The organism is Gordonia sp. NPDC058843 (assembly GCF_042743165.1).
GTDB lineage: Bacteria > Actinomycetota > Actinomycetes > Mycobacteriales > Mycobacteriaceae > Gordonia.
Genome location: NZ_JBHYNC010000027.1, coordinates 53,813 through 73,560 on the forward strand (window position 1 = coordinate 53,813; position 19,748 = coordinate 73,560).

General features: G+C 64.8%; 16 protein-coding genes and 1 pseudogene. 4 read left to right on the top strand and 13 right to left on the bottom strand.

Annotation, left to right across the window (positions count from 1 at the left end; translation table 11 throughout):
* Positions 1 to 4: 4 nt before the first annotated feature.
* Positions 5 to 835: pseudogene (locus ACFW3F_RS17200) on the bottom strand (serine/threonine-protein kinase); the annotation flags it as partial.
* Complete coding sequence (locus ACFW3F_RS17205; RefSeq protein WP_388059437.1) at positions 832 to 2,598, bottom strand: ABC transporter ATP-binding protein; 1,767 nt, start codon at positions 2,596 to 2,598, stop codon at positions 832 to 834. The pseudogene ACFW3F_RS17200 and the gene ACFW3F_RS17205, both read right to left, overlap by 4 nt.
* Positions 2,599 to 3,072: 474 nt before the next feature.
* On the opposite strand from ACFW3F_RS17205, the gene ACFW3F_RS17210 reads away from it, so the two are divergent.
* Positions 3,073 to 4,278, top strand: coding sequence for an RtcB family protein (locus ACFW3F_RS17210; protein ID WP_388059439.1), 1,206 nt, complete (start codon positions 3,073 to 3,075; stop codon positions 4,276 to 4,278).
* 84 nt (positions 4,279 to 4,362) lie between these two features.
* On the opposite strand, the gene ACFW3F_RS17215 is transcribed toward ACFW3F_RS17210, so the two are convergent.
* The 7 genes from ACFW3F_RS17215 to ACFW3F_RS17245 are packed head-to-tail and all read right to left on the bottom strand — an operon-like array spanning position 4,363 to position 7,280.
* Positions 4,363 to 4,560 carry a CsbD family protein gene (locus ACFW3F_RS17215; RefSeq protein ID WP_010841182.1) on the bottom strand — a complete coding sequence of 66 codons (198 nt, stop codon included), beginning with the start codon at positions 4,558 to 4,560 and terminating at the stop codon, positions 4,363 to 4,365.
* A gap of 59 nt (positions 4,561 to 4,619) precedes the next feature.
* Positions 4,620 to 5,168 (bottom strand): hypothetical protein, encoded by a 549-nt coding sequence (locus tag ACFW3F_RS17220; protein ID WP_388059441.1) that lies wholly within the window; start codon positions 5,166 to 5,168, stop codon positions 4,620 to 4,622.
* Positions 5,165 to 5,779 (bottom strand): hypothetical protein, encoded by a 615-nt coding sequence (locus tag ACFW3F_RS17225; protein ID WP_388059443.1) that lies wholly within the window; start codon positions 5,777 to 5,779, stop codon positions 5,165 to 5,167. Before ACFW3F_RS17225 ends, ACFW3F_RS17220 begins: the two co-directional genes overlap by 4 nt.
* Positions 5,776 to 6,279, bottom strand: a complete 504-nt coding sequence (locus ACFW3F_RS17230; RefSeq protein ID WP_388059444.1) for an Asp23/Gls24 family envelope stress response protein — start codon at positions 6,277 to 6,279, stop codon at positions 5,776 to 5,778. Before ACFW3F_RS17230 ends, ACFW3F_RS17225 begins: the two co-directional genes overlap by 4 nt.
* Complete coding sequence (locus tag ACFW3F_RS17235) at positions 6,272 to 6,451, bottom strand: DUF2273 domain-containing protein (RefSeq protein WP_388059446.1); 180 nt, start codon at positions 6,449 to 6,451, stop codon at positions 6,272 to 6,274. The genes ACFW3F_RS17230 and ACFW3F_RS17235 overlap by 8 nt, the downstream gene beginning before the upstream one ends.
* The gene (locus tag ACFW3F_RS17240; RefSeq protein ID WP_388059448.1) at positions 6,448 to 6,780 is read right to left on the bottom strand and encodes a hypothetical protein; all 333 of its coding nucleotides are present in this window, start codon (positions 6,778 to 6,780) and stop codon (positions 6,448 to 6,450) included. Before ACFW3F_RS17240 ends, ACFW3F_RS17235 begins: the two co-directional genes overlap by 4 nt.
* A complete protein-coding gene (locus ACFW3F_RS17245; protein WP_388059449.1) occupies positions 6,780 to 7,280 on the bottom strand; it encodes an Asp23/Gls24 family envelope stress response protein in 501 nt (166 codons plus the stop codon). The genes ACFW3F_RS17240 and ACFW3F_RS17245 overlap by 1 nt, the downstream gene beginning before the upstream one ends.
* Positions 7,281 to 7,404: 124 nt before the next feature.
* On the opposite strand from ACFW3F_RS17245, the gene ACFW3F_RS17250 reads away from it, so the two are divergent.
* The 3 genes from ACFW3F_RS17250 to ACFW3F_RS17260 all read left to right on the top strand — a co-directional run bounded on the left by ACFW3F_RS17250 (position 7,405) and on the right by ACFW3F_RS17260 (position 9,984).
* Positions 7,405 to 8,058 carry an RNA polymerase sigma factor gene (locus ACFW3F_RS17250; RefSeq protein ID WP_388059451.1) on the top strand — a complete coding sequence of 218 codons (654 nt, stop codon included), beginning with the start codon at positions 7,405 to 7,407 and terminating at the stop codon, positions 8,056 to 8,058.
* Positions 8,051 to 8,527 carry a hypothetical protein gene (locus ACFW3F_RS17255; protein ID WP_388059453.1) on the top strand — a complete coding sequence of 159 codons (477 nt, stop codon included), beginning with the start codon at positions 8,051 to 8,053 and terminating at the stop codon, positions 8,525 to 8,527. The genes ACFW3F_RS17250 and ACFW3F_RS17255 overlap by 8 nt, the downstream gene beginning before the upstream one ends.
* Positions 8,528 to 9,552: 1,025 nt before the next feature.
* A complete protein-coding gene (locus ACFW3F_RS17260; RefSeq protein WP_388059455.1) occupies positions 9,553 to 9,984 on the top strand; it encodes a hypothetical protein in 432 nt (143 codons plus the stop codon).
* Positions 9,985 to 10,860: 876 nt separating this feature from the next.
* On the opposite strand, the gene ACFW3F_RS17265 is transcribed toward ACFW3F_RS17260, so the two are convergent.
* The 4 genes from ACFW3F_RS17265 to ACFW3F_RS17280 form a co-directional block, all read right to left on the bottom strand.
* Positions 10,861 to 15,867 (bottom strand): hypothetical protein, encoded by a 5,007-nt coding sequence (locus tag ACFW3F_RS17265; protein WP_388059457.1) that lies wholly within the window; start codon positions 15,865 to 15,867, stop codon positions 10,861 to 10,863.
* 990 nt (positions 15,868 to 16,857) lie between these two features.
* Positions 16,858 to 17,937 carry a hypothetical protein gene (locus ACFW3F_RS17270; protein WP_388059459.1) on the bottom strand — a complete coding sequence of 360 codons (1,080 nt, stop codon included), beginning with the start codon at positions 17,935 to 17,937 and terminating at the stop codon, positions 16,858 to 16,860.
* A gap of 8 nt (positions 17,938 to 17,945) precedes the next feature.
* The gene (locus tag ACFW3F_RS17275) at positions 17,946 to 18,200 is read right to left on the bottom strand and encodes a hypothetical protein (protein WP_388059461.1); all 255 of its coding nucleotides are present in this window, start codon (positions 18,198 to 18,200) and stop codon (positions 17,946 to 17,948) included.
* Positions 18,201 to 18,410: 210 nt separating this feature from the next.
* On the bottom strand, positions 18,411 to 19,631 hold the full coding sequence (locus tag ACFW3F_RS17280; protein WP_388059463.1) for an AAA family ATPase: 1,221 nt from the start codon (positions 19,629 to 19,631) through the stop codon (positions 18,411 to 18,413).
* Between the last annotated feature and the right edge of the window lie 117 nt (positions 19,632 to 19,748).

Genomic DNA, 19,748 nt, shown 5'->3' on the forward strand with positions numbered 1-19,748 from the left:
AGACGCTGCCCATGTCCGGTCGCCGGTCGGGCTCGAGGTCGAGCATCTGATCGACCAGTGTGATCAGGTCGCCGGGTAGGTCACTGTGCGCGGGGAAACCGTGCCGACGTGGCGTGCGGGAGGCGGCACCGAAACGGTGACGGACGCGTCGGATTCCTCGTTCGGACCATGGTGGGATGACGCCGTACGGTCGCCGAGACGTCAACGCCTCGTAGAGCGTGACCCCGAGGGCGAAGACATCCGCTGCGGGAGTGAGAGCGACATCCGCAGCCTGCTCGGGCGGCAGGTATCCGCGCGTGCCGGAGCCGTCCCGTCGCTCGCCGGGACGGCCGAGCAGTCCGAGGTCGATGAGGATCGCCTGCCCACCGTGGATGATGACATTCGACGGTTTCACATCCAGGTGAATCCAGTTGTGGCAGTGCAGGTAGTGGAGTGCAGACGACAGCTGGACACCGAGCTGCATCGCATCGCCGACGGTCAGCGGGTCGTTCTCGATCACGGCGTCCAGGGTGGCGCCGGGGATCGTCTGCATCGTGAAGCCCACCAGACCCGACTCGTCCCGCGGCAGCATCCCGTACCCGCGAACGAGATGGGGATGGTCGAGGTCGGCAAGCGTATGTCCTTCCCGGCGGACGGATTCCGCGATCTCCTCGTCGTGACGTCGATGGTGACGGATGACCTTGAGGATGCACCGGGTCCGACGGTCGGTGTCGAAGGCGTCCCACGTCACGGTTCGCTTGCCGAACGCCAGCGGGGCGAGCGGTTCGACACCCGCGAAACACGGTGTCGGATCAGCGGTGTCGGTGCGTCGCAGGAGTGCTGGTGGTCGTCTCATCGGATTTCGCCCGCCGACGTCATCGGCCGGATACCGACGAGATCCGGGGTCGGCAGCTCGATCACCCGGTCGACGTGGTCGAGGACGACGGGGTCGTGGGTGAGGATCAGGACACTGCGATCCCGTTGCGCGGTCAACGAGCGCATGAGGCGGTCGGCGCCCGCCGGGTCGAGGCCCGTGGTCGGCTCGTCGAGGACAAGGAACCCGCCACCGTGGAGGAGTCCGCGCGCCACGTTGAGCCGTTGCCGTTGTCCTCCGGACAGGGTGCGGCCGCGCTGTCCGATCCGTGTGCCGTAGCCGTCGGGGAGCCGGCTGATGAAGTCGTGGGCGTCGGCGCGTCGGGCGGCCTCGGTGATCTCGGCCTCGGTGGCGTCGGGTTTGGCGAACGCGATGTTCTCGGCGACGGTCGCGTCGGCCAGCAGCATCTCCTGGGCGACCACGGCGACGGAGGCGCGGATGGAACGGCGCGTGGCCGCAGCAATGTCGTTGTCGCCCAACAGGACGGTTCCCGAGTGCGGTTGCAGTGAACCGTCCAGCAGACGTGTGAGCGTCGTCTTGCCTGCGCCGCTGCCGCCGATCACCGCGACGCGTTCGCCGGGTGCGATCGTCAGGTCGAGATCGCGCAGGGCGTCGGTGTCGCGGCCGGGATAGCGCGCGAGGACGTGACGGAAGGAGGCGCCCCCGGCCTGGGCCGGGATGTCGAGCGCATGCGGCGGATCGGTCATGGTGGGTTCGTCGAGCAGTTCCTGCACCCGCTCGATGCCTCCGGTGGCGGCGAACAACGAGGGCAGCAGATTGCCGAGGTCGCGCACCGGTCGATAGCAACTACCCAGGAGGGCGAGGAACGCCAGCACCTCACCCAGGGACATGCGCTGCGTGGCGAGCGCCCACACGCCCAGGCCGATGACCACGAGCACTCCGACGAGTTCGAACAGGCCCACCAGCGGCAGGAACACCGCGCGGACCCGGCTGGCGACCAGTTCGGCGTCCATGATCGCGGCATTCTGCTGTTCGTACCGCTCGATCGCGGTGGACTCCTGGTTGTATCCCTGAACGAGGGCGGCATTGGCGAGGTGCTCCTCGGTGATGGCACCGAGCGACCCGGCCCGCCGCCGTCGTTCGCGCGACGCGGACTTGGTGTAGTCGGCGAATCGGGTTGCTGCCCAGAAGAACAGCGGTACGACGACCATCGAGGCGAGGGCGAGCCACAGATCCATCCACAGCAGGGCGACGACATAGACGATGAGGGTCGCCAGCTGTCGGAAACCCCAGGTCAGGTGGCGGACCATGAACGACTCGACCGTGCCGATGTCGGAGGTGAGGCGACTCATCACGTCGCCGAGTCGCAGATGGTCGAGGCGGTGGGCGGGCAGCGCCAGCACGTGCGCGAACGCGTCGCGCCGTAACGCGGTGAGGAATCGCTGGGAGATCCAGGTGCCCAGGTAGTCGTCGGCCCCGTCGATCGCCGCGGCCAGGAGGTTGAGCGCGAGGTAGATCGCGGCGATGTGAGCGAAGGGGCCGAGGTCGGCCGGCACCAGCACGTCGTCGACGAGACGCTCGAAGAGGGCGATCTCGGCGACGGCGATCAGCGCGGGGATCACCGAGAGCGTCAGGCTGAGCAGAAGCCACCACCGGAGGGTGCGGAGCCGCGGCCAGAAGATGCGAAAGATCTGCAGGACAGTCAACCTCGCGGAGTGTTCCACGAGCGGTCGGTCATCGGTGCGGGGGCGCAGCAGAGCGGAGAGCGATGGTGGCGAGGCCATGACGGGTGACGTCCATCCGGGTGGTGGTGGGTGGTTGCCGACGAGGGGCGGGTGGCCCGATCTGCGTCGGGGGAGCAGATCGGGCCGCGCCGCCTAATCAGTGGTGGTGACCGGCGGACGACGACGCGGACGACGCGGCGCGCGGCGACGATTGTCCGTGGACGTGTTGTGGGGACGGCACGCACCGGGAACCGCCGGGGCGAGTGCGCAGAGGATGTTGGAGTGAGCCATGAGAGGACCTTTCGTCGTGTGTCGTGATCGATCCGCCGGTGGTCCCGAGCGGAACGGTTCTCACTGTCACGGACGCCGATGAGGTGTCCGTGAGCCGCACATGAGAGATGTTTCATCGATGCCGGCGGGGGTCGGCCGGCTGCGTCGAGTGGCATCGTGGGAGTGGAAATCCGGTTGCCGCCGCGACCATTCGACGGTGTGATGTGAGGGCCCGTGACCCGGGCGCTCACGAAAGGAACCCCCATGCCGACCATGGCGTCGCCCAAGGTGCTGAACTATGCATCGCACGTGGACGACAACACCCTGACCCAAGCGGCCGAAACCGCCCGGATGCCGTTCGTGCACCCGCATATCGCCCTCATGCCCGACGCACACTTCGGGAAGGGCTCTGCGGTGGGCACGGTCATCCCGACGACCGGCGCGGTGATCCCCGCGGCCGTCGGCGTCGACATCGGTTGCGGAATGATCGCGGTGCAGACGCGACTGCGCGCCGAGGACATCGACGGGATGGGCCTCGGGCGACTGCGGACGTCGATCGAGAATGCGATCCCGCTGTCGCCCGGAAACTACAACCGCGGGCTCGACAGCTTCGAGTTCACGCGGGCACGGATCGACTCGCTCGCCGAACAGGCCGCGAATGACGGTGTGGACCTGTCACACTCCCCGAAATGGCGGGAGCAGTTGGGCTCGCTCGGTGGTGGCAACCACTTCATCGAGCTGTGCCTCGACGAGCGCGACGTGGTGTGGCTCTTCCTGCATTCGGGTTCGCGGGGTGTCGGCAACAAGATCGCGCAGAAGCACATCAAGATCGCTCAGCGGCTGTGCCGCCAGTGGTGGATCAAGCTGCCGAACGCCGACCTCGCCTACCTGCCGCAAGGGGCGCCGGAGCTGACGGCGTACCTGCGGGAGCTGTCCTGGGCTCAGCGGTTCGCCTTCGAGAACCGCGCGGAGATGATGGACCGCTTCGTCGCGGTGTTCGCGGAGTGGTTCGGCGAGAATGTATCTGGTGGCGTCGACGCCTCGGCGGAGTCGCTGGAGGTGGACCGGATCAACTGCCACCACAACTACACCGTGCGGGAAACACATGCGGGCAAGGACGTCTGGCTGACCAGGAAGGGTGCGATCGACGCTCACGAGGGCGTTCGGGGTGTCATCCCGGGCTCGATGGGTACGCGGTCGTATGTCGTGCGCGGTAAGGGAAACCCGGCGGGCCTGTGCTCGGCGCCGCATGGCGCCGGCCGGCGGTACTCCCGGAGTGAGGCGCGTAGGCGGTTCACCGCCGACGATCTCGCCGCCCGGATGGCGGGTATCGAGTATCGGCACGGTGACCAGTGGGTCGACGAGATCCCCGACGCGTACAAGGACATCGATCAGGTGATGGCCGACGCGGTGGATCTCGTCGACATCGAACACACCCTGCGGCAGATCCTCAACGTCAAGGGGACGTGATCGGCCGCGTTCGTCCCCCGGAGGAGACGAATCCCGAAGGTGCCGGGCACCTTCGGGATTCGTCGTTCACCCGGGCGGGTGGGTTCAGTTGCCGGACAGCTTGTCCTTGATGTTGGACGCGGCGTCCTTCACGCTCTCCACGCCGTCCTTGACGGCCGCAGAGAGCTGATCGCCCTTGCCCTCGCTCTTGAGCTGGTCGTCGCCGGTGACATCGCCGGCGGTCTCCTTGGCCTTGCCCGAGAGATCTTCGGCCTTGTTGCTGACCTTGTCGCTGAATCCCATTTCCTTCTCCTTCATTTCATTTGTTCGACGACGACCCCGGATGAGGTCGTCTGTCGAGGTCATCGGTCGAGATGGACGAAAGCCTGGACGTGTACTCCGGACTCGCCGAGCGCCGTACGGATCGCGGTGACGGTCTCGGTGACCGGTGCGGTGACCTCGTCGAAGCTGCGGTTCGGCGTCGCCGAGACCTCGAGCCGGATGATGCTGCGCGACCGGTCGTCGATCGCCTTCGCGGTCACCTTCTGGAACAGCGGGTTCCCGGCGAGTTCCGCAGCGGCGGCATTCGCGATTAGTTTCGGTGCGACGGTGAGTGTTCCGGTCGCATCGGAACCGTCGAGCAGGGCGTCGTCGACTGCTCGGGGCCGGATGTTGGTGGCCAACAAGAGCAGGCCCCAACCGACCGCGATCACGGTGACGCCGGCCAGCACCCAGACCCACCAGGACGCCTGTGCCGCATCGAGTGCGGCACGCTCGTCGAGGCGTTCGATCCACCCGGCCACCGGTTCGGCGTCGATCCGCCAGGCCACGGCCGCGGCGCCGATGGCGATGAGCAGCAACGCCATGAGTCCGACCGTCAGTCGATGTGCCGTTGCGGGAAGACGATTCATCGGATGCTCCTGGTTCCGCGCTCGCGCAGACGCACAACGACTTTCGGCGACGAGCGCAGGTCGGCGGCCACGGTGGCGACTGCGGTGTCGATGAGTGCGCGGTCGGCGACCTGGGCCCGCACGCCCACGGTGCAGGTGATCTTGCGTCGGGTGACCACCGTGTCGGCGTCGAGTACACCCGGCAGGTCGGAGACGGCAGCGCTGCACCGTCTCGCGACGTCACCGGGGCGGGTCCACATCCCGTCGCCGCCGGCGAGCTCGAGATGCGTCCGGCGTCGTGGCTTGATCGCGATCCACAAGAGGAGCAGACCCAGGATGATCGCTCCGATGGCGGCGGGCCACATCCAGTTCTGCCACTGCAGGTCCGCGATCCATTCGGCGGCGGTGACCGACCATGCCCGGCCGTCGAGCCAGTTCGCGTTGACGGCGATGTCGCGCACGGCCACCGCGCCGAGTGCGATGAATGCGAGCCCCAGCACGCCGCCTGCGATCGCGGCGCCGGGAAGTGCCGCGGGCGCGAAGACGTGTCCGTGATCGGTCTTCGGTTCGTTCTCGGTCGTCGCTTCGTTATCGAGAGGTGCGAGATCCGGTTCGAATGCGGTCTGCGTCATCGTCGTACCCCCGTGTCGGTGCTGATGGTCGGAGCGAGCGCCGCGGCGTCGTCGTCGTCGTGTGTGTCCTCGCGGACCGGTGGCAGATCGACGTAACCTCGCTGGAGTCGTCGGATTGCTTGTCGCGGCTCGAATCTGGACACCGTGACGTCGACACGAAGCGGGACGACCCCGGCGAGGCGCTCGACCTCGGCGGCGACGTGATCCCGCGTGCGCCGGGACACCTCGGCGACTGCACACGGCCACTCGAGAGCGAGTGACAGCGAGATCCGGGCACCGCCCGCAAGGACGGTCGCGTTGGGCAGTGTCGACCGCTCACCGACCGGCCCCAAGACCGAGCCGACGCCGCCGCGGTGTCGGACGACACCCGGGATGTCGAGCGCCGCTCGGGCCGCGATCTTCTCGAGGACGCGGTCGGCGACGGTGAGAGTCCCCGGCGGCGAGTCGTCCCCGGACGGATCGCCACCGTGCTCGGGCCCGCCGGGCTCGTGCTCAGCCACGACCCCGGCTCCGCAGGAGTGCGCCCAGGTCGATGGTGCCGTCCCGGTTGAGACCCAGCACCAGACCCGCGGCACCGAGCACGACGGCCAGCAGGAAACCCGCGAGCCCGCCGGCAACGGCGGCCAGAGCCAGGAGCAGGCCCACGAACAGGCCCACGACTGCGTTGTTCATTTCGCTTCCCCTTCGTTCGGGTTCGAGCTGACGCTGATGTCTGCCACGGTCACCGCGATGGGTCGCGCGGCGATCGCCTCGGCGATGTCGCGGACCTCTGCGGCGACGCCCTGGAGGTCGTGCGAGGCGTCGACGACGATGTGGACCTCCCCGCCGTCGTCGGTGAGGGACACGCCCGGGACCCGATGCCCGGGAAGGTATGTGGCGACTTCCCCGAACAGACCGCTGTGTAGGTCGCGTACGCCCGGCACGGCGAGGACGGCGGCGGCGAGGCGATCCGCCGGCGAACCCTCCTCATCCGTCCGTGCGGCCGGGAGGTCCGACGTCATCACTGGACCCGCGGGGTGGTGTTCGATTCCTGCTCGTCGTCACCGAACGCGATGTCGTGCACGGTGACGTTGACCTCGGTGACCTCGAGTCCGGTCATCTGCTCGATCGCGGTGATCACGTTGCGGCGGATGGCCGCTGCGAGCTGATGGATCGCGACACCGTATTCGGCGACGATGGAGACATCGACGGCGGCCTGGCGCTCGCCGACCTCGACCTCGATGCCCTGGGTCGTGCTCACCGTCGCGCCGGGCAGGACGTCGCGAACCCGGCCGACCACGCGCTCGGTGGTGCCGCCCAGGTCGTGAACGCCGTCGATCTCCCGTGCGGCGATCCCGGCGACCTTGGCGACCACGATGTCGGCGATGGAGGTGCGTCCCCGATCGCCCGACGAGTCACGGCGTGCAAGAGCACGGCCCGCGCCTGCATCGTCGCGCGTTGCGTCGACGGTGGTGGCGTCGTTCTTCGTGGCGTCCTTGGTGGTGGTGGCGCTTGCGGACATGGTGAACTCCTTCGGTCGTCGTGTCTTCTTCGTAGACGGACCGTGTTCGGATGATGCGCTATCGCAAAGGCTGTTCACGATCCGTCTGTAAGGTCAGTCGGGACGGACGGGGGGAGTTGCACGCATGGGACCCAGTGATTCGGCTCACAGACAGTCGCTCGACCTGTCCGAGCTCGGCGATGACGAACTCGCGGGCGCGGCTGCGGTCGGCGACACCGAGGCGTTCGACGTGCTCGTCCGGCGTGTGACGCCAGGTCTGTTGCGGTACATGCTGCGGATGGTCGATGGTCAGCAGACCGCCGAGGACCTCACGCAGGAGACCCTGCTGGACGCGTGGAAAGGTCTGCCCGACTTCGCCTTTCGGAGCAGCTTCCGTACCTGGATGTTCACCATCGCACACCGGAAGGCCGCCGACCACCACCGGCGCAGACGCGACGTCCCCTTCGACGACGAGCGGTTCGCCGAGCTGGAGGCCGCCGGGCCGCTGCCCTCCGACATGGCCGAGCGGAGTCTGCTCATGGATGCTCTTCGAGCCGAACTGGACAATCTTCCGGCCAATTCGCGCGCAGCGTGGTGGCTCAAGGAAGTCGAGGGGCTTACCCTCGAGGAAATCGGACAGGTGTTGCGGATCACCACCGGGTCGGTGCGCGGCCACCTCCAACGCAGCCGGAAGTTCCTGTTGACCCGTTTGGAGCCGTGGAACCCTGGTAAACCGAGAACCACATCGACGGCCACGACGATCGTCGACGACGCGGAGGGAGGCGAGGTCGGTGCCTGACAATCACGCACGCGACTCCGACGCCACCGATGTCGCCGACGCCTGGCTGGTCGAGGCCACGCAGCAGATCGCCGACGAACCCGCCAGCGACGTCGATCGGTTGATCTCTTCGATTTCCGGCAGCCTGCAGCGCATCCGGCGGCCCGCGCGAACCCTGGCCACCGATGGTGTCCGCATCACCACGACCGACCGTGTCGTCAAGCAGCTGATCGCCATCCGGACCCGCCGCGAACTCGGACGGCTCACCGTCTTCGCATCTGTCGACGGCGCCGGCGACACCGTCGACGGGGTGCGGATCGGTCTCATCGCCCGCTATGCCGACGACCTGCCCGCGCTGTCCGACGAGGTACGCGACATCGTCGACGAAGTTCTGATCGAGACGCTCGGGGTCGAGAGCAGCGCCGCCGCCCGACGCAACATCTCTATCCGCTGGCAGGACGTGTACACCCGAGAGTGGCTCAGCCGCTAGCTATTTCATAGCTCCGAGTCGCGCTGGTCGCGGGGGAATCGGGATGGTGCGCGCAAAGGGATTCGAACCCCTGACCGCTGGTGCGTAAGTTCCGCCATCTGCGAAAACGTGCGTTACCGAGCGTTCCCGTCGATTCTTGGCGCTTCCTGGTAAACCCATGTCAGGGAGCTGATTCGCGCTGGTTCGTTACCGGTCGTTACCGAGGTTTGTGTCGCACTCTGCGGACTGGTTGCGGACTGGTGCGGACAGGCGTCAACCCGTGAACTCCGGCCCGCTCGTGCCACCGGAGGCAATGCTCGGCGACGCGGCAGTCTATTGAGTCCGGCTCAGCTGTCCGGCCAGTCATCCATCCACGGTGCCGTTGCCGTGGTGGGCAGGCCGGGTAGTCGGTCAGAGTCGATTCCGTCTCTGTCGACCTTCTTCCAGCGTCCAGCGCGTCGCGCCTTCCCCGTAAACGGGAACCACCACCCGCGCCGGACGTACCACTGTGGGATCCGATACCACCGGAACTCTTCGATCGGTGCGTCTCGGACAAGACGGCGGCGAATGCCCATCAGTCGAACTCCCGTGCCCGACGGCTGGTGCCAGCAGATCACGAGGTATTGATCGTCGAACGGTGGCGAGAGATACGAGACATCGGCTTGGATGTGGCCGTCCTCAACATCGAACCGGGGTCGGTGCCATAGGCGCGCCAGAACTTCGCCGTCGCCGTCTGCGACCACTCCCGTGAAGTCAACCCACACACCAGGCCCAGCGGCTCCCACACCCAACCGTACGGGGGAGTCGCCGTTGAACGCCGAAGTCGGCGAGAGCGTTCTACCGCGGGCCGACTCTCGCGCCACCGCAAACTGCCGCCACATGATGATGACCCCGGCCACAGCGAAGACAGCCGCAGTGATCGAAGTGAACAATGTCCAGAACGCCATGCGGTGACGGTAGTCGTCGGACGCGGAGCGGGGCTGGGGTCGCGTGCTGCGTGGCGCGTTGACTCGGGCAAACGCCATCCAACGTCGCATACTTGCTCGGTGATGGAACTCCTGGGAGCCGCTGGCGCTGTCGGTTCGGTTATTGCTGCGATCGGAACCATCGCCTTGCTGTGGATCAATCGAAAGCGCGAGCCGTTCGAGCTGACCCGGGTGAACGAGACCACGATGCAGCTGCGACGGGTGCGCCACCCCGCGGTTGTGATCCTTGAAGACCCGTACGTGCTCTGCCACGGTCCAGTGGCGACTCTCCACCGTGCTGGAACGCTGCAGAACCACTTGTTGAAATTCGGCGACTCGCGGCTACTCGATGTCACCGGAGTGCCGCTAGGGGAAAGTATCGCGTTCCGCTACGTGAGGGTGTGGTCCCTTCGGCCGTCACAACAGCGAGTGGTGAGCGATCGGGCCCGCGACCGGTGGGCGCGAAAGTTGGAGGACGGCAAGGCTCCGGGGTGGGGCGGTGACCGCGTCTAGTGCAGGTCCTGGTTCGATAAGCGTTGCGCGGCAACGTGTTCGAGCCACTTCTTGACCTGCCCGGGTCGGTTCTAACCCGCTCACGGGCCCGTCATGGGCCTATTTGCCCTGGTCAGGCGCGGTTAGGGCGTTTCTATGAGACCCGTACGCATTCGGGGGGACAGTACGCGGCGGGGTCCTGCCGATCGGACGGGGTGGGGGTGACACCCCATATGCCTGGCAGCATCTCGACACCACCACCGGCTCACCGACGACCACACGCACTATCAGCACACGAGCCAGTCCCGGAGCGCACAAGGGCTGCACTGCCCGGGCTGAGTCGGACGCTGACGGCCTATCGGTCAAGTTGTCAGAACTGGGACCCACCGCGAACCTTCGGAGGACGTACGGCAGCGGCCCCCGCGGTGCGGACGTAGTCCACGGACGGCTCGAATAGATCCTGGTCGGCTCTTGCGCTGGCCGGGAGCGTGTTCGCCGTCAGATACGTCGGCATCGTCTTGCGGCCCTGTCCGGTTTGGTGGGCGTCGATCGCCCACCGTTTCCTAGTCTCTTATTTCACGTCGTCCTCGAAGGAAGTCCCCTCGGGTCAGATAAGCATCACTGGGGGAGTTCCAATGAATGCCGTCAAAGTCGGTCTTGCCTTGTGCTGCCAACTGGTTGGTCCGGCACAGATTGCGCGATGTCTTCCGCCGAGTGACGCTTGTTCTGCATCTGATCCCTATCGTCCCTCGTGCCCCCATCAGGCAATCTGGACTCAAAACCAACCGGACCGTTCGCGGGGGAACGCGTAACTGGGACGTCGTCGGCAGCAACTGAGCCGTTGCCCCCTCATGCCGCAGGATTTCGATGCGGCGATGTCTCTCTCCGGTGCCCGGCCTAATCAGCCAGGTCGGCGACTCGACTGTCACCGGCGACCACCAGAAGATCGACCACCCGTTGCCAGCGCGCGAGGTGCTCGTTGGTGGCCTGCTCGTTGGTGGCCTGCTCATTGGTGGCCTGCTCATTGGTGGCGAGTTCGGCCCGCAGTTCGTGCAACCATTCGGGCAATGTAAATGTTCTGGCGCAGTTTTTTGCGCTTCGCTCGACGACCCGCTCGACCCACTTGAGCCCTGGGTCTAGCTGGTGAGCCATGTCGAGTTCACGGACGGCTACGACCAGATGATCGATGCTCTTGGTATCCCCGTCTATCGACCCGAGCCATCGCTCAACCTGTGGTATCCAAGCGAGCATGTTTCGCCATGGATACGGCTGGCTCGCCAACTCACTCGTGAGATAATGCCATGCTTCCGATGGGTTCGGAATGAGATCTGCTTCAGCGTAACCGCCCCACGTGGGCGCACGGGACGCCGAGGGGTGCGTCTCCGCATAGTCGAGGACGCGGTCCATGACCTGTGGCCAGAGTCGACGGGCCTGCTCGCCCGCGTCAGCTCTTTCATCACCGGCCGCGGCGACGGCTCGCAGGCTTTCGGCCAAGAGTTGAGAGTCGCCGAGGTATTCGTCAATGAAGCCGAGAATAACGTCATCCCGTCCGACAGTCGCCTGCCAAAGGGCAGCTCGGACCGCGACCAGCGTGTCGCTGCGCCTGTGGTGATAGCCGTTCTCATACGCCAGCATCGCGCGCTGATGCGCTGAAAGAAGCGACTCGAGGCTTTGTCGGGCCTCGGATGAACAGCAGGCCACGCTTACTGCTGCAGAACCCATGGCACGGATCGTCGGGGTGAGCCCTCGGACGTAGATTTCGTCGCCCATCAATTCGTCTAACGAGGACGCGTGAGGAGGCTCGATTCTGACCATGGGGCGTCGTTGAGTTTCGAAATCCCACGGCCCGAAAGCAGAGTCAAGGAAACTCTCATTCACAAGGTCGAAAGCGATTCGGTGGTGGCAGCGTCCGAATAGGTGATTGAAGTCACACGGAGCTGCCCAGATGGCGTCGAGGCCTCTCGCGTAGGCGAGGCGGACTTCATTTGCGGCGCGTGCGGCAACCACGCAGCAGAGCGCGACGAGCTCCTGGAGGTCGTCTTCTTTACTGACTCCCAAACTTTGCCGGAGCCCGATTGCCCTGGGCAGCAGTAGAAACGGGAGTGCACGGCCCGCCGACCTGTCGGCGCCGTGGTCGAAAACAGAGTCGTCGAAAACTCTATCGGGGTGTGCTGCAACATCTTCTGCCACCTGCAGTAGTACGGACGCGCTCCAGAGGACATCGACCTCCGGTAACGTCGTCCTGTCTGTTAGGTGCAGTTCCACAGCAGACGCGGCAACCGCGACAGGTCCGTCTGGCGACACTCCGAGACCGGTTTGTGGTGGGTGCTCCAACAGCTCTCTCGCCGTGGCGAGATCGGCGGACATTGTCTCAGCTGTGATGTCGGGCGCCCGACCACCTTTGTCGCGTACATGAGCGTGTCGAACAACTAGCGCCGTGGCGTCGCTGGCCCGGCGAAGATCTGCGTTGGTTTCTGCTAGCACCTGCTCGGCCTCGGGGTCGGCAGCCTGCTTGATCAGGATTTTGTCACCCTCCTGATGCAACTCGTACGTACCCCGATCGAGTGCAGCGGCCCAATTACGAACGGCCGCGAGATGTTCGCGCGCGCCTTGGGTAGACGAGTCTTCGATCTGGGCGGCAGCGTTGGCCTGCAGTTGTAGGCCGAGAGATCTTAGCTGTTCGACGCGGCCGCCTTCTGCCCTTAAGGCCAGCATCGTACTGACTTCACGAAGACTCCAGTTACGTCTTTCGTTGTTCGCAAAATTTGGTGTCCGCGCTGCTAAGCCGCTCGATTGATCGCTGACTGCGCGACCGAACTCGAAACTCCAGACTTCAGGTTCAACAAGAAAAGGGTCCAGTGCCTCGCCGACCTTTTCAAGGTGGCGGACGAGGATTCCGAGTACAAGCGCTGGCATCGCCAGACTCTCGGCGCCGTCCATTAGAATTGCGGTCAGGGATTCTGGCGGCACTTCTGCTAATCGTATGAATTCCTCTGTTACGAACTCCAGTGCTTGAAGAGCGCTTATACACGGATACGGTCCGACTCCAGTGCCGCGGTACCACAGCCACACCTGGCCGTCGCCGATGTAGTCGATCTGCCTCCCGGTGATTGATAAAGAGTGTCGGTACTGATCTGAGCCCGTTTCGCTGAGAGGTTCGTAACGACGGTCGGAAAGGGTTCGGACGCGACATCGAGCAGCGTGATTCAGCATCCGATTCAGCAGAGCGACACCACCGCGAAAGTCGCTGCGTAACAGAGCAATGAATGGGCCGTACGTGAACGACGACAACGGATCGCCGAGGCCGCCGAATCGATGGCCACGGATACCATCGTCTAGTAGTCCCCCCGAACTACCAAAACCGTAGTCGTCGTCCTCCTCCTCCTCGATGTAGTACGCGCCCGCCAGGTCGATGAGGAGGCGTGGGTCGTAAGCAGCGAGACTGTTTCCGGCGAAGTACGGCTCGACTGCATGATCGAGTGAATGAGGCGCGTCCTCGGCGATCCGGCGCAGCACTGCTTCGCCACCCTTACCGAGATCGGGGCCGAGTAACGCAAGGTGTTCAATTTGAGTGTCGCTAATCCACAGGTAGGGTAGATGTCGAGTGCTGGATCGTCGTCGCCGACGCCCTAGGCCAGACGAATAGCTCGAAATCGCGGCATACCTTTTCTGGCGTTCCTCATCCTCCGCAATTTTTTCAGGACTGCGTGCCGCCAATTCGGCCTTACGATCGGCGGCTTTTTTATCCTCGTTTCTTTCTTCCGCTGCGCATTGCCGCAGGATCGACTCCCGTAGGGCTACTCGCGTCGGGTGACCCTGAGGGGTATCGCGAATTACATGAGTCTGGAGCCAGTCACGCATCAACCGAGCAACTGCGTCGCTGAGGCCGCGTGGAACCTCCTCATCGATGAGGCGCGCGACAACCGGTTCCGCGACGATCGTGTCGAGGGTGATGCCGTTTTTGTGGCGCACGTCGAGGACTCGAAGCAACCCAGCTAGCCGGTGAGCATCGTTACTCAGAAAAGTCGGCCAGGCTTCACTTAGCAGGGTCGTCACGCTTCTTACGACGAGAAGTGCTTCGGTTGGCACATCACGCCAGCGTTCACCCCCACCGGCGACTGTGATCGAATCGAAGCCGGCTTGTAGTTGAGCGAATCGGCCTTGTAGAGGATACGTAGGTGTGTCCGGCGCCGACAGCAGCATTTCACACGCAAGACGCGCCGACGGCAGCGCCCACCTAGGTGCTCCGACCTCCTTCAATGCTTTCACCGGGTCACGCTCGCGGAGGAAGTAGCGCGCGACGGAGTAGACGCGAATGAGATCGTGCTTGAACTGAGGTAGCCGCTCCCACGGAAGGCTGCTAGCCGGAAGGAGCACGCCGCTCTGTCGAAGGCCAGCCACCGCCGCATCGTCAATGTGGTCGAGGAGATCATCGATATCGCCACCGGTTACAGCATGTCTGGCCAGTCGCAACATGACACGCTCTCTGGCATCCGGCGCTCCCGCATCCGTTCGGCCGCCGTTACGCACGAGATCTTGCCAGATGTGATCGAGCGCTTCCGATTCACTCAGAGGCACCCCGGGGTCGCTTGCTCGACTCAGGAGATCGATGACGATTGGCCGTCGCAGCAGCTCGCGTGCCCGGGGTTCGTCGATCAAGCGTTGTAACTGTGTGAAATGCGCGGCGGCTGCTGCGATGTCCTGATCGTTAAGGCTTGGTACCACGTACTCGCGCGGAATGCCGACAGCGGACTTCATCAACTCGGTGGCCGCTCCGGCTCCCTCCGTTGCAGCGACGGCAACAACCTTGAGGCCCTCGGCGTGCGCGGAACGGAGTAACTCGGAAAACACTTGGCCGTGCTGTTCACTGGCGGCCTCCGCTCCATCGATCACCAGAATTCGATCGGGCGCAGTCAACTCCGAGAACAGATCATCAAGGGGGCTTACCAATGCCGTCAGCAGGTCCAGATGTCCACTTGGGAGATGCCGAAGATTGACAGCAACGGCTTGCCGAGAACTCCCAAGCTCCGTCGACTCAATGGCATCCATTACGAGAGCGCTCTTGCCTACGCCGGAGTCTCCCCTGACCAGCAGGTCTCCGGGCGACGCGATCGCGTTTCGCAACTCATTGCGCACGTCTTGACGCGGTAGTGTCAGTAACGAGCCGGATTCGGCGTCGCCCAGCGCGCGACCAACCGCCGATCGTGCTTCTTTATCAAGCCTAAGCAGGCGATTCCATCCGACCGGCGGCGCATGGGCATCGGGATTGATCTCACCGTGCAGCCGTCGGCGCAGTGCCACCGCATCTACTGCGCCGGAAACGCTAGCCAACTCGCCAGATAACTGTTCCATCCTTTCGCGAAGTGCGACAGCGGCCTGATGCGAACCCCCGATTGCGACCGGGGTGAGGTCATCGATGAGGCTTGACCAATCGGATTCTTCGCCTGGTTCTAGATCGAGCTGCATCATCCACAGCCTTGTGAGAAGACTCCAGCACCGGTGTTCTGCGGAGCCGGCATCCCCTTCGTTCACCATTGTGAGTGCTGCGGCAACCATGTCACGCAGATGTATGAGTCGTGGTCGCGACGCGAATTTTCCGGGGGTTGTCACTAGCTCGAAGAACTCATTCGCGTTGGACTGACCACGAGCCAGAACGGAGAGTTGAGTGACCTCTTGCACGTGATTCGAGTGACCCGAGACCACAACAGCCAGTCGACGCTCGACAAGCGGGTCAGACGCACGTTCGGCGGCGAGATCCGCACGCACCAGGGCACGAACTAGGTCCTTGGTTTTGACGTCACTCCTGACAAATCGCGGCGCTCGGCGCACCGCGATGTCTAAACGAACCGTTGATACCCCGTCCGCCGCGGGAGCCGAAATTACCAGGTCATCAACGGTGCTCACTGCAGACTGCTGAAAAGCAACGCGATCTGGCACTCTCTCTGCCAACTCCGAGACGGAACCACCGGTGAGCAACCGCGTCAGAAAGACCGCCCCTACTCGGTGCTCAAAGCGTGTGCCGCCTCCTCCTGTTGAATACGGGCTGGCGGACGGCCGCTGCCTAGCAGTCTCGTCTGGCAAGTTACTACTCTCTCCTCGCGAGCCACTCAAGCTGGATAGACGGTGGGCCCAGTGTAATCGGGCACAGCCTCTGGTTCGGGCGGCGGCGGTGCAAGTCGCCCGGAGATTCGGATTGAACCGTTTGTAAGTCTTGGGTTGGCTGGCATGATCGGTGCGGACTCCTTGGCTGACTGTGCTAGCCGTTTGACTAGCCCTGGTGACGAGTGTCCTGCTCGGGGACTGTCCAATTGGCCGAAGGCGGCAACACCGACCCAGTCTTGCTTGCAGCCATCAACCAGGTCGGACAATTACGCTCCGCTGCTCGCCCGACAATCTTGGCAACGAATCGATCCCTGAAGCTTGGTTTGATTTCATCTGTTGCGCGACAACGTATTTCGATGTCGATGACCGCTCAGATAGGCCCGACGTGTGGCCGCCAGGGGAAATAATGTCAGGTCAGGGCGATTTCGGCGTCATCCTGGGGCCTTCGCAGGTCTTCGCCGACAGCACGCGCAGCGGGGCCCTGCCGATCGACCGGCGCGGGTCCCCCTGTACCTCAGTGGACGCGCTCACCGGTCCGCATCACACGCGACGAAGCCCCGACACCGCGCACGAGCGCAGTATCGGGGCCTCAGTTCGACGCTTAGCCGCCTAACGGCCTGTCCCGGTCGAGGTACCGGCCGAACCCCTTGTTGGCCACGTCACGCGGGGGACGCTTCCCACGCGTCTCACGCTCACGCACGGCGTCCGCAGCGGTGTGTGGCTGCTCGTGCACGGCCTTGTCGAGGTAGCGAGCGAAACCGCGCCTGTAACCCAACTCTTCGTCGTACATGCTCACTTCCCCTTCCTCACAGTCCGATCGAGGTCCGCGACTCCCAGCGGCCGCGGACGCTGTCCCTCACTGAGGCCAACCCACCACCGCAGCACCTCGTGAGACCCCGTGTCTGACAGACATCCTGGCGCAGTGGACGCCTCCCACTGCGACCCCTGGGTACGAGCCTCGGCCTGCGGGCTGTTGGCCTTACGCGCTTCCTCGTCGGTGAGGAACGACCCCGACCGAACCCGGGGCGGCGGCACCACACGAAGCACACCGTCACGGATCTCAAACCCGCGATCGAGCACAGAGGCGACCCACTGGCGAACGGCCTGCACGTTCTCCCAGCGCGACACCGACGACCGCCACAAGCGCACTGCGGACAGTGCGCCGTCGTCGCCGTTGTCGATCACCTCCTCGGGGGTTGCGCCGACCGACAGCCCAGCCAGCTTTAAGCGCTCGTGGGCCTGGGAAACGCCGGCCAGCACGCGGTCGGCCTCGGCGAGGACCGCGGCGTCGATCTCGTCGAGCACGCCGTGCACCGCCGCGAGGGCACGATTGCAGACGCCGTTGTCGATGGTCGTCCGAAGTCCCTTCTCAATGACCACCGGCGTGTGGTCAATCCGATCGCGGTCCCACTGAAGGATCGGCAGCAGAGTTGGCGGGGCCTTCTCCTTGCGCTCGGCGGCGTCGAGGGCGGCGTCGGCCGCTTCGGCGATCCGGGCCCGAAGGTTGTCGCGCTCGGCGGCCGCGGTGATCTCGCGCGCCTCCTCGTCGATCCGCGCAGTCGCACGGGACAACGCGCCTGCGACGCGGTCGAGCCTTACCAGCTCGGCGACCTGCTGCCCGATGTCACCGGCGTCGGCGAGCTTCGGCGTCGGCGGGTGCGGCGGCACACTACGCGGAGTTGGCGGCACGAAGGCCCGCGCGCTCGCGGTCTCGCGTGCCATACGTGCATCGGAGTTCCGTGCGGCGGTGGCCTCGTTCATCCGCTTCATTGCTGCGCGGTCGGGCATCGCGGTCCCGGCGTCGTCGTGGCCGCGCTTGCGAGTGAACGCTGCCTCCGGCGGCGGCACAGCGGGGTCGAAACTCGTGGACATGTCTTCTCCTATCCGGCCCGGTGGGCCTTGTTGGTGTTGTTGATCTCCCCGGTGGTCTGTTGGGTCCGCTCGTACTCGGCGACTCGTGCCGCGTACTCGGCGTCGGTCTCCGACGGCCAGCGGTAGAGCGGGTGCCAGGTGGTGCCCGGAATCGGGTTCCTCATCTGCCGATCGCAATAGCGGTCGAACTGTGCGCGCCGGGCTATCTGCTGCTCGACGTCCTTGGCCCGACGAGGGCCGGTGCCTCCGGTGCTCGCGGTCATATGTCCTCGTCTCTCGGGTCTTGACCCATCCACACGGCTCCCTGCCCCCTATAGGGGGCAGGGAAACCGTGAATGGCCGCCGTTAATGGGTCCGTGAATGCCCTACCTGCGCAAATACCCCAAACGTGAATGGCATGAATGGTTGCTTTCACGAAAGGGCCGTGAATGGTTTCGTGAATGGTCTGGACGTCCCGAGTTGTCACGGTTGACTCAACTCTCGCCGTCAGCTCTGGCGGCAAGAAACCACCGCGACGGCGTCGGTGTCGAGCCGCCCGGTCGGCCCTTCTGCTCGACAAGCTGACCCCGCTTCACCGCTCCGCTGAGGCGTCGCTTCGCCTTCTCCCGGTCAGCGTTCGACGGCCGTGCCTTATCGAGCAGGACCACCGCAACGTCGTCGGCTGTGGCACCCTTCGCACCGCACCGCCGCACAATCTCGACTACGTCGGTCGCCTTGTCGTTCACGACGCTGTCACCGCGCTCGGTGTGCGTTACCACGAGCGGGCCGACGTCTTCGTCGGGCTGCTTCAGGTGCAACATGGTCACCACCGGATCTCCCGGCTGACCGTGAATCAGCAGGACCGAGCCCGCGCCGTTGGTCAAGTGGTTTGACCCGTATACATCGGCGATCGACTTCGGCGGGCCGTCGCCGGACTTCTTGACCATGTGATGCAGTTCGAGCACGTCGATGCCCTCGGCTAACACCAACTGACGCGCACGGTTGTATCCAGCGCCGACACGGTCCTCAGACAGCCCCATCGCGGCATCCTTGATCGAGTCCACGATGACGCGGTCACCAGGTTTAAGGCCCGCTGCGCAGCACGTTTCGAGGAACACCTGCGGACTCACCGCGAAGTCTTCCCACGGCGGACCCTGCCACACCGACCACCGACCGCTAGTGCGAGTGGCCTCGTCATTGGTGAAGAACCGTCGGAGATTGCGGCGCGCCTGCTTCGGACGGTCTATCGCCAGATAGAGCACACGCTCGCACTCGGTGACCGGAAATCCCAACACCGACGAGCGCAGCCCGACCGACGCCGTAAGCAACTGCGCGGCAATCGAAGTCTTCCCCACACCAGATATGCCCGTGACCATCAGAGCCTCACCGCTGGACCACAACACCCGGCGAGCGGAGCCCCACACCGCGGAAACCTCTTCGGCGTCTTCGAGCAGCCACGCAGCGCCGTCGAGAATGCGCGTGGCCGGGACACTCCCGTCGTCGTCCTCGTCGGATCCAAAAACTGCACTGACCTGCTCACGAATCGCGCGCACCGCAGCCAACGGAGCGGCATCACCGGCCTTGTCGGCCGTGGTGCGATTAGTGGCGTGAACCTCGTCAGCAGAATCAGGCGGCACGTACTCGCCGTCACGAGTGAAATGACCACCGCAAGCGGGAATGTCCGCGGCACCGCTGAGACCTTTGAACGACTTCACTCCGCGGCCACCTTGACTACCGGGCAGGTTCAAGTGGTCAGCGCAACAGCCTGACTGTTGAGGCTGGTGTGGCGTGGAGGTTTGTGGAGGGTTTTGGGAGGCGATTGATGCTGGTGG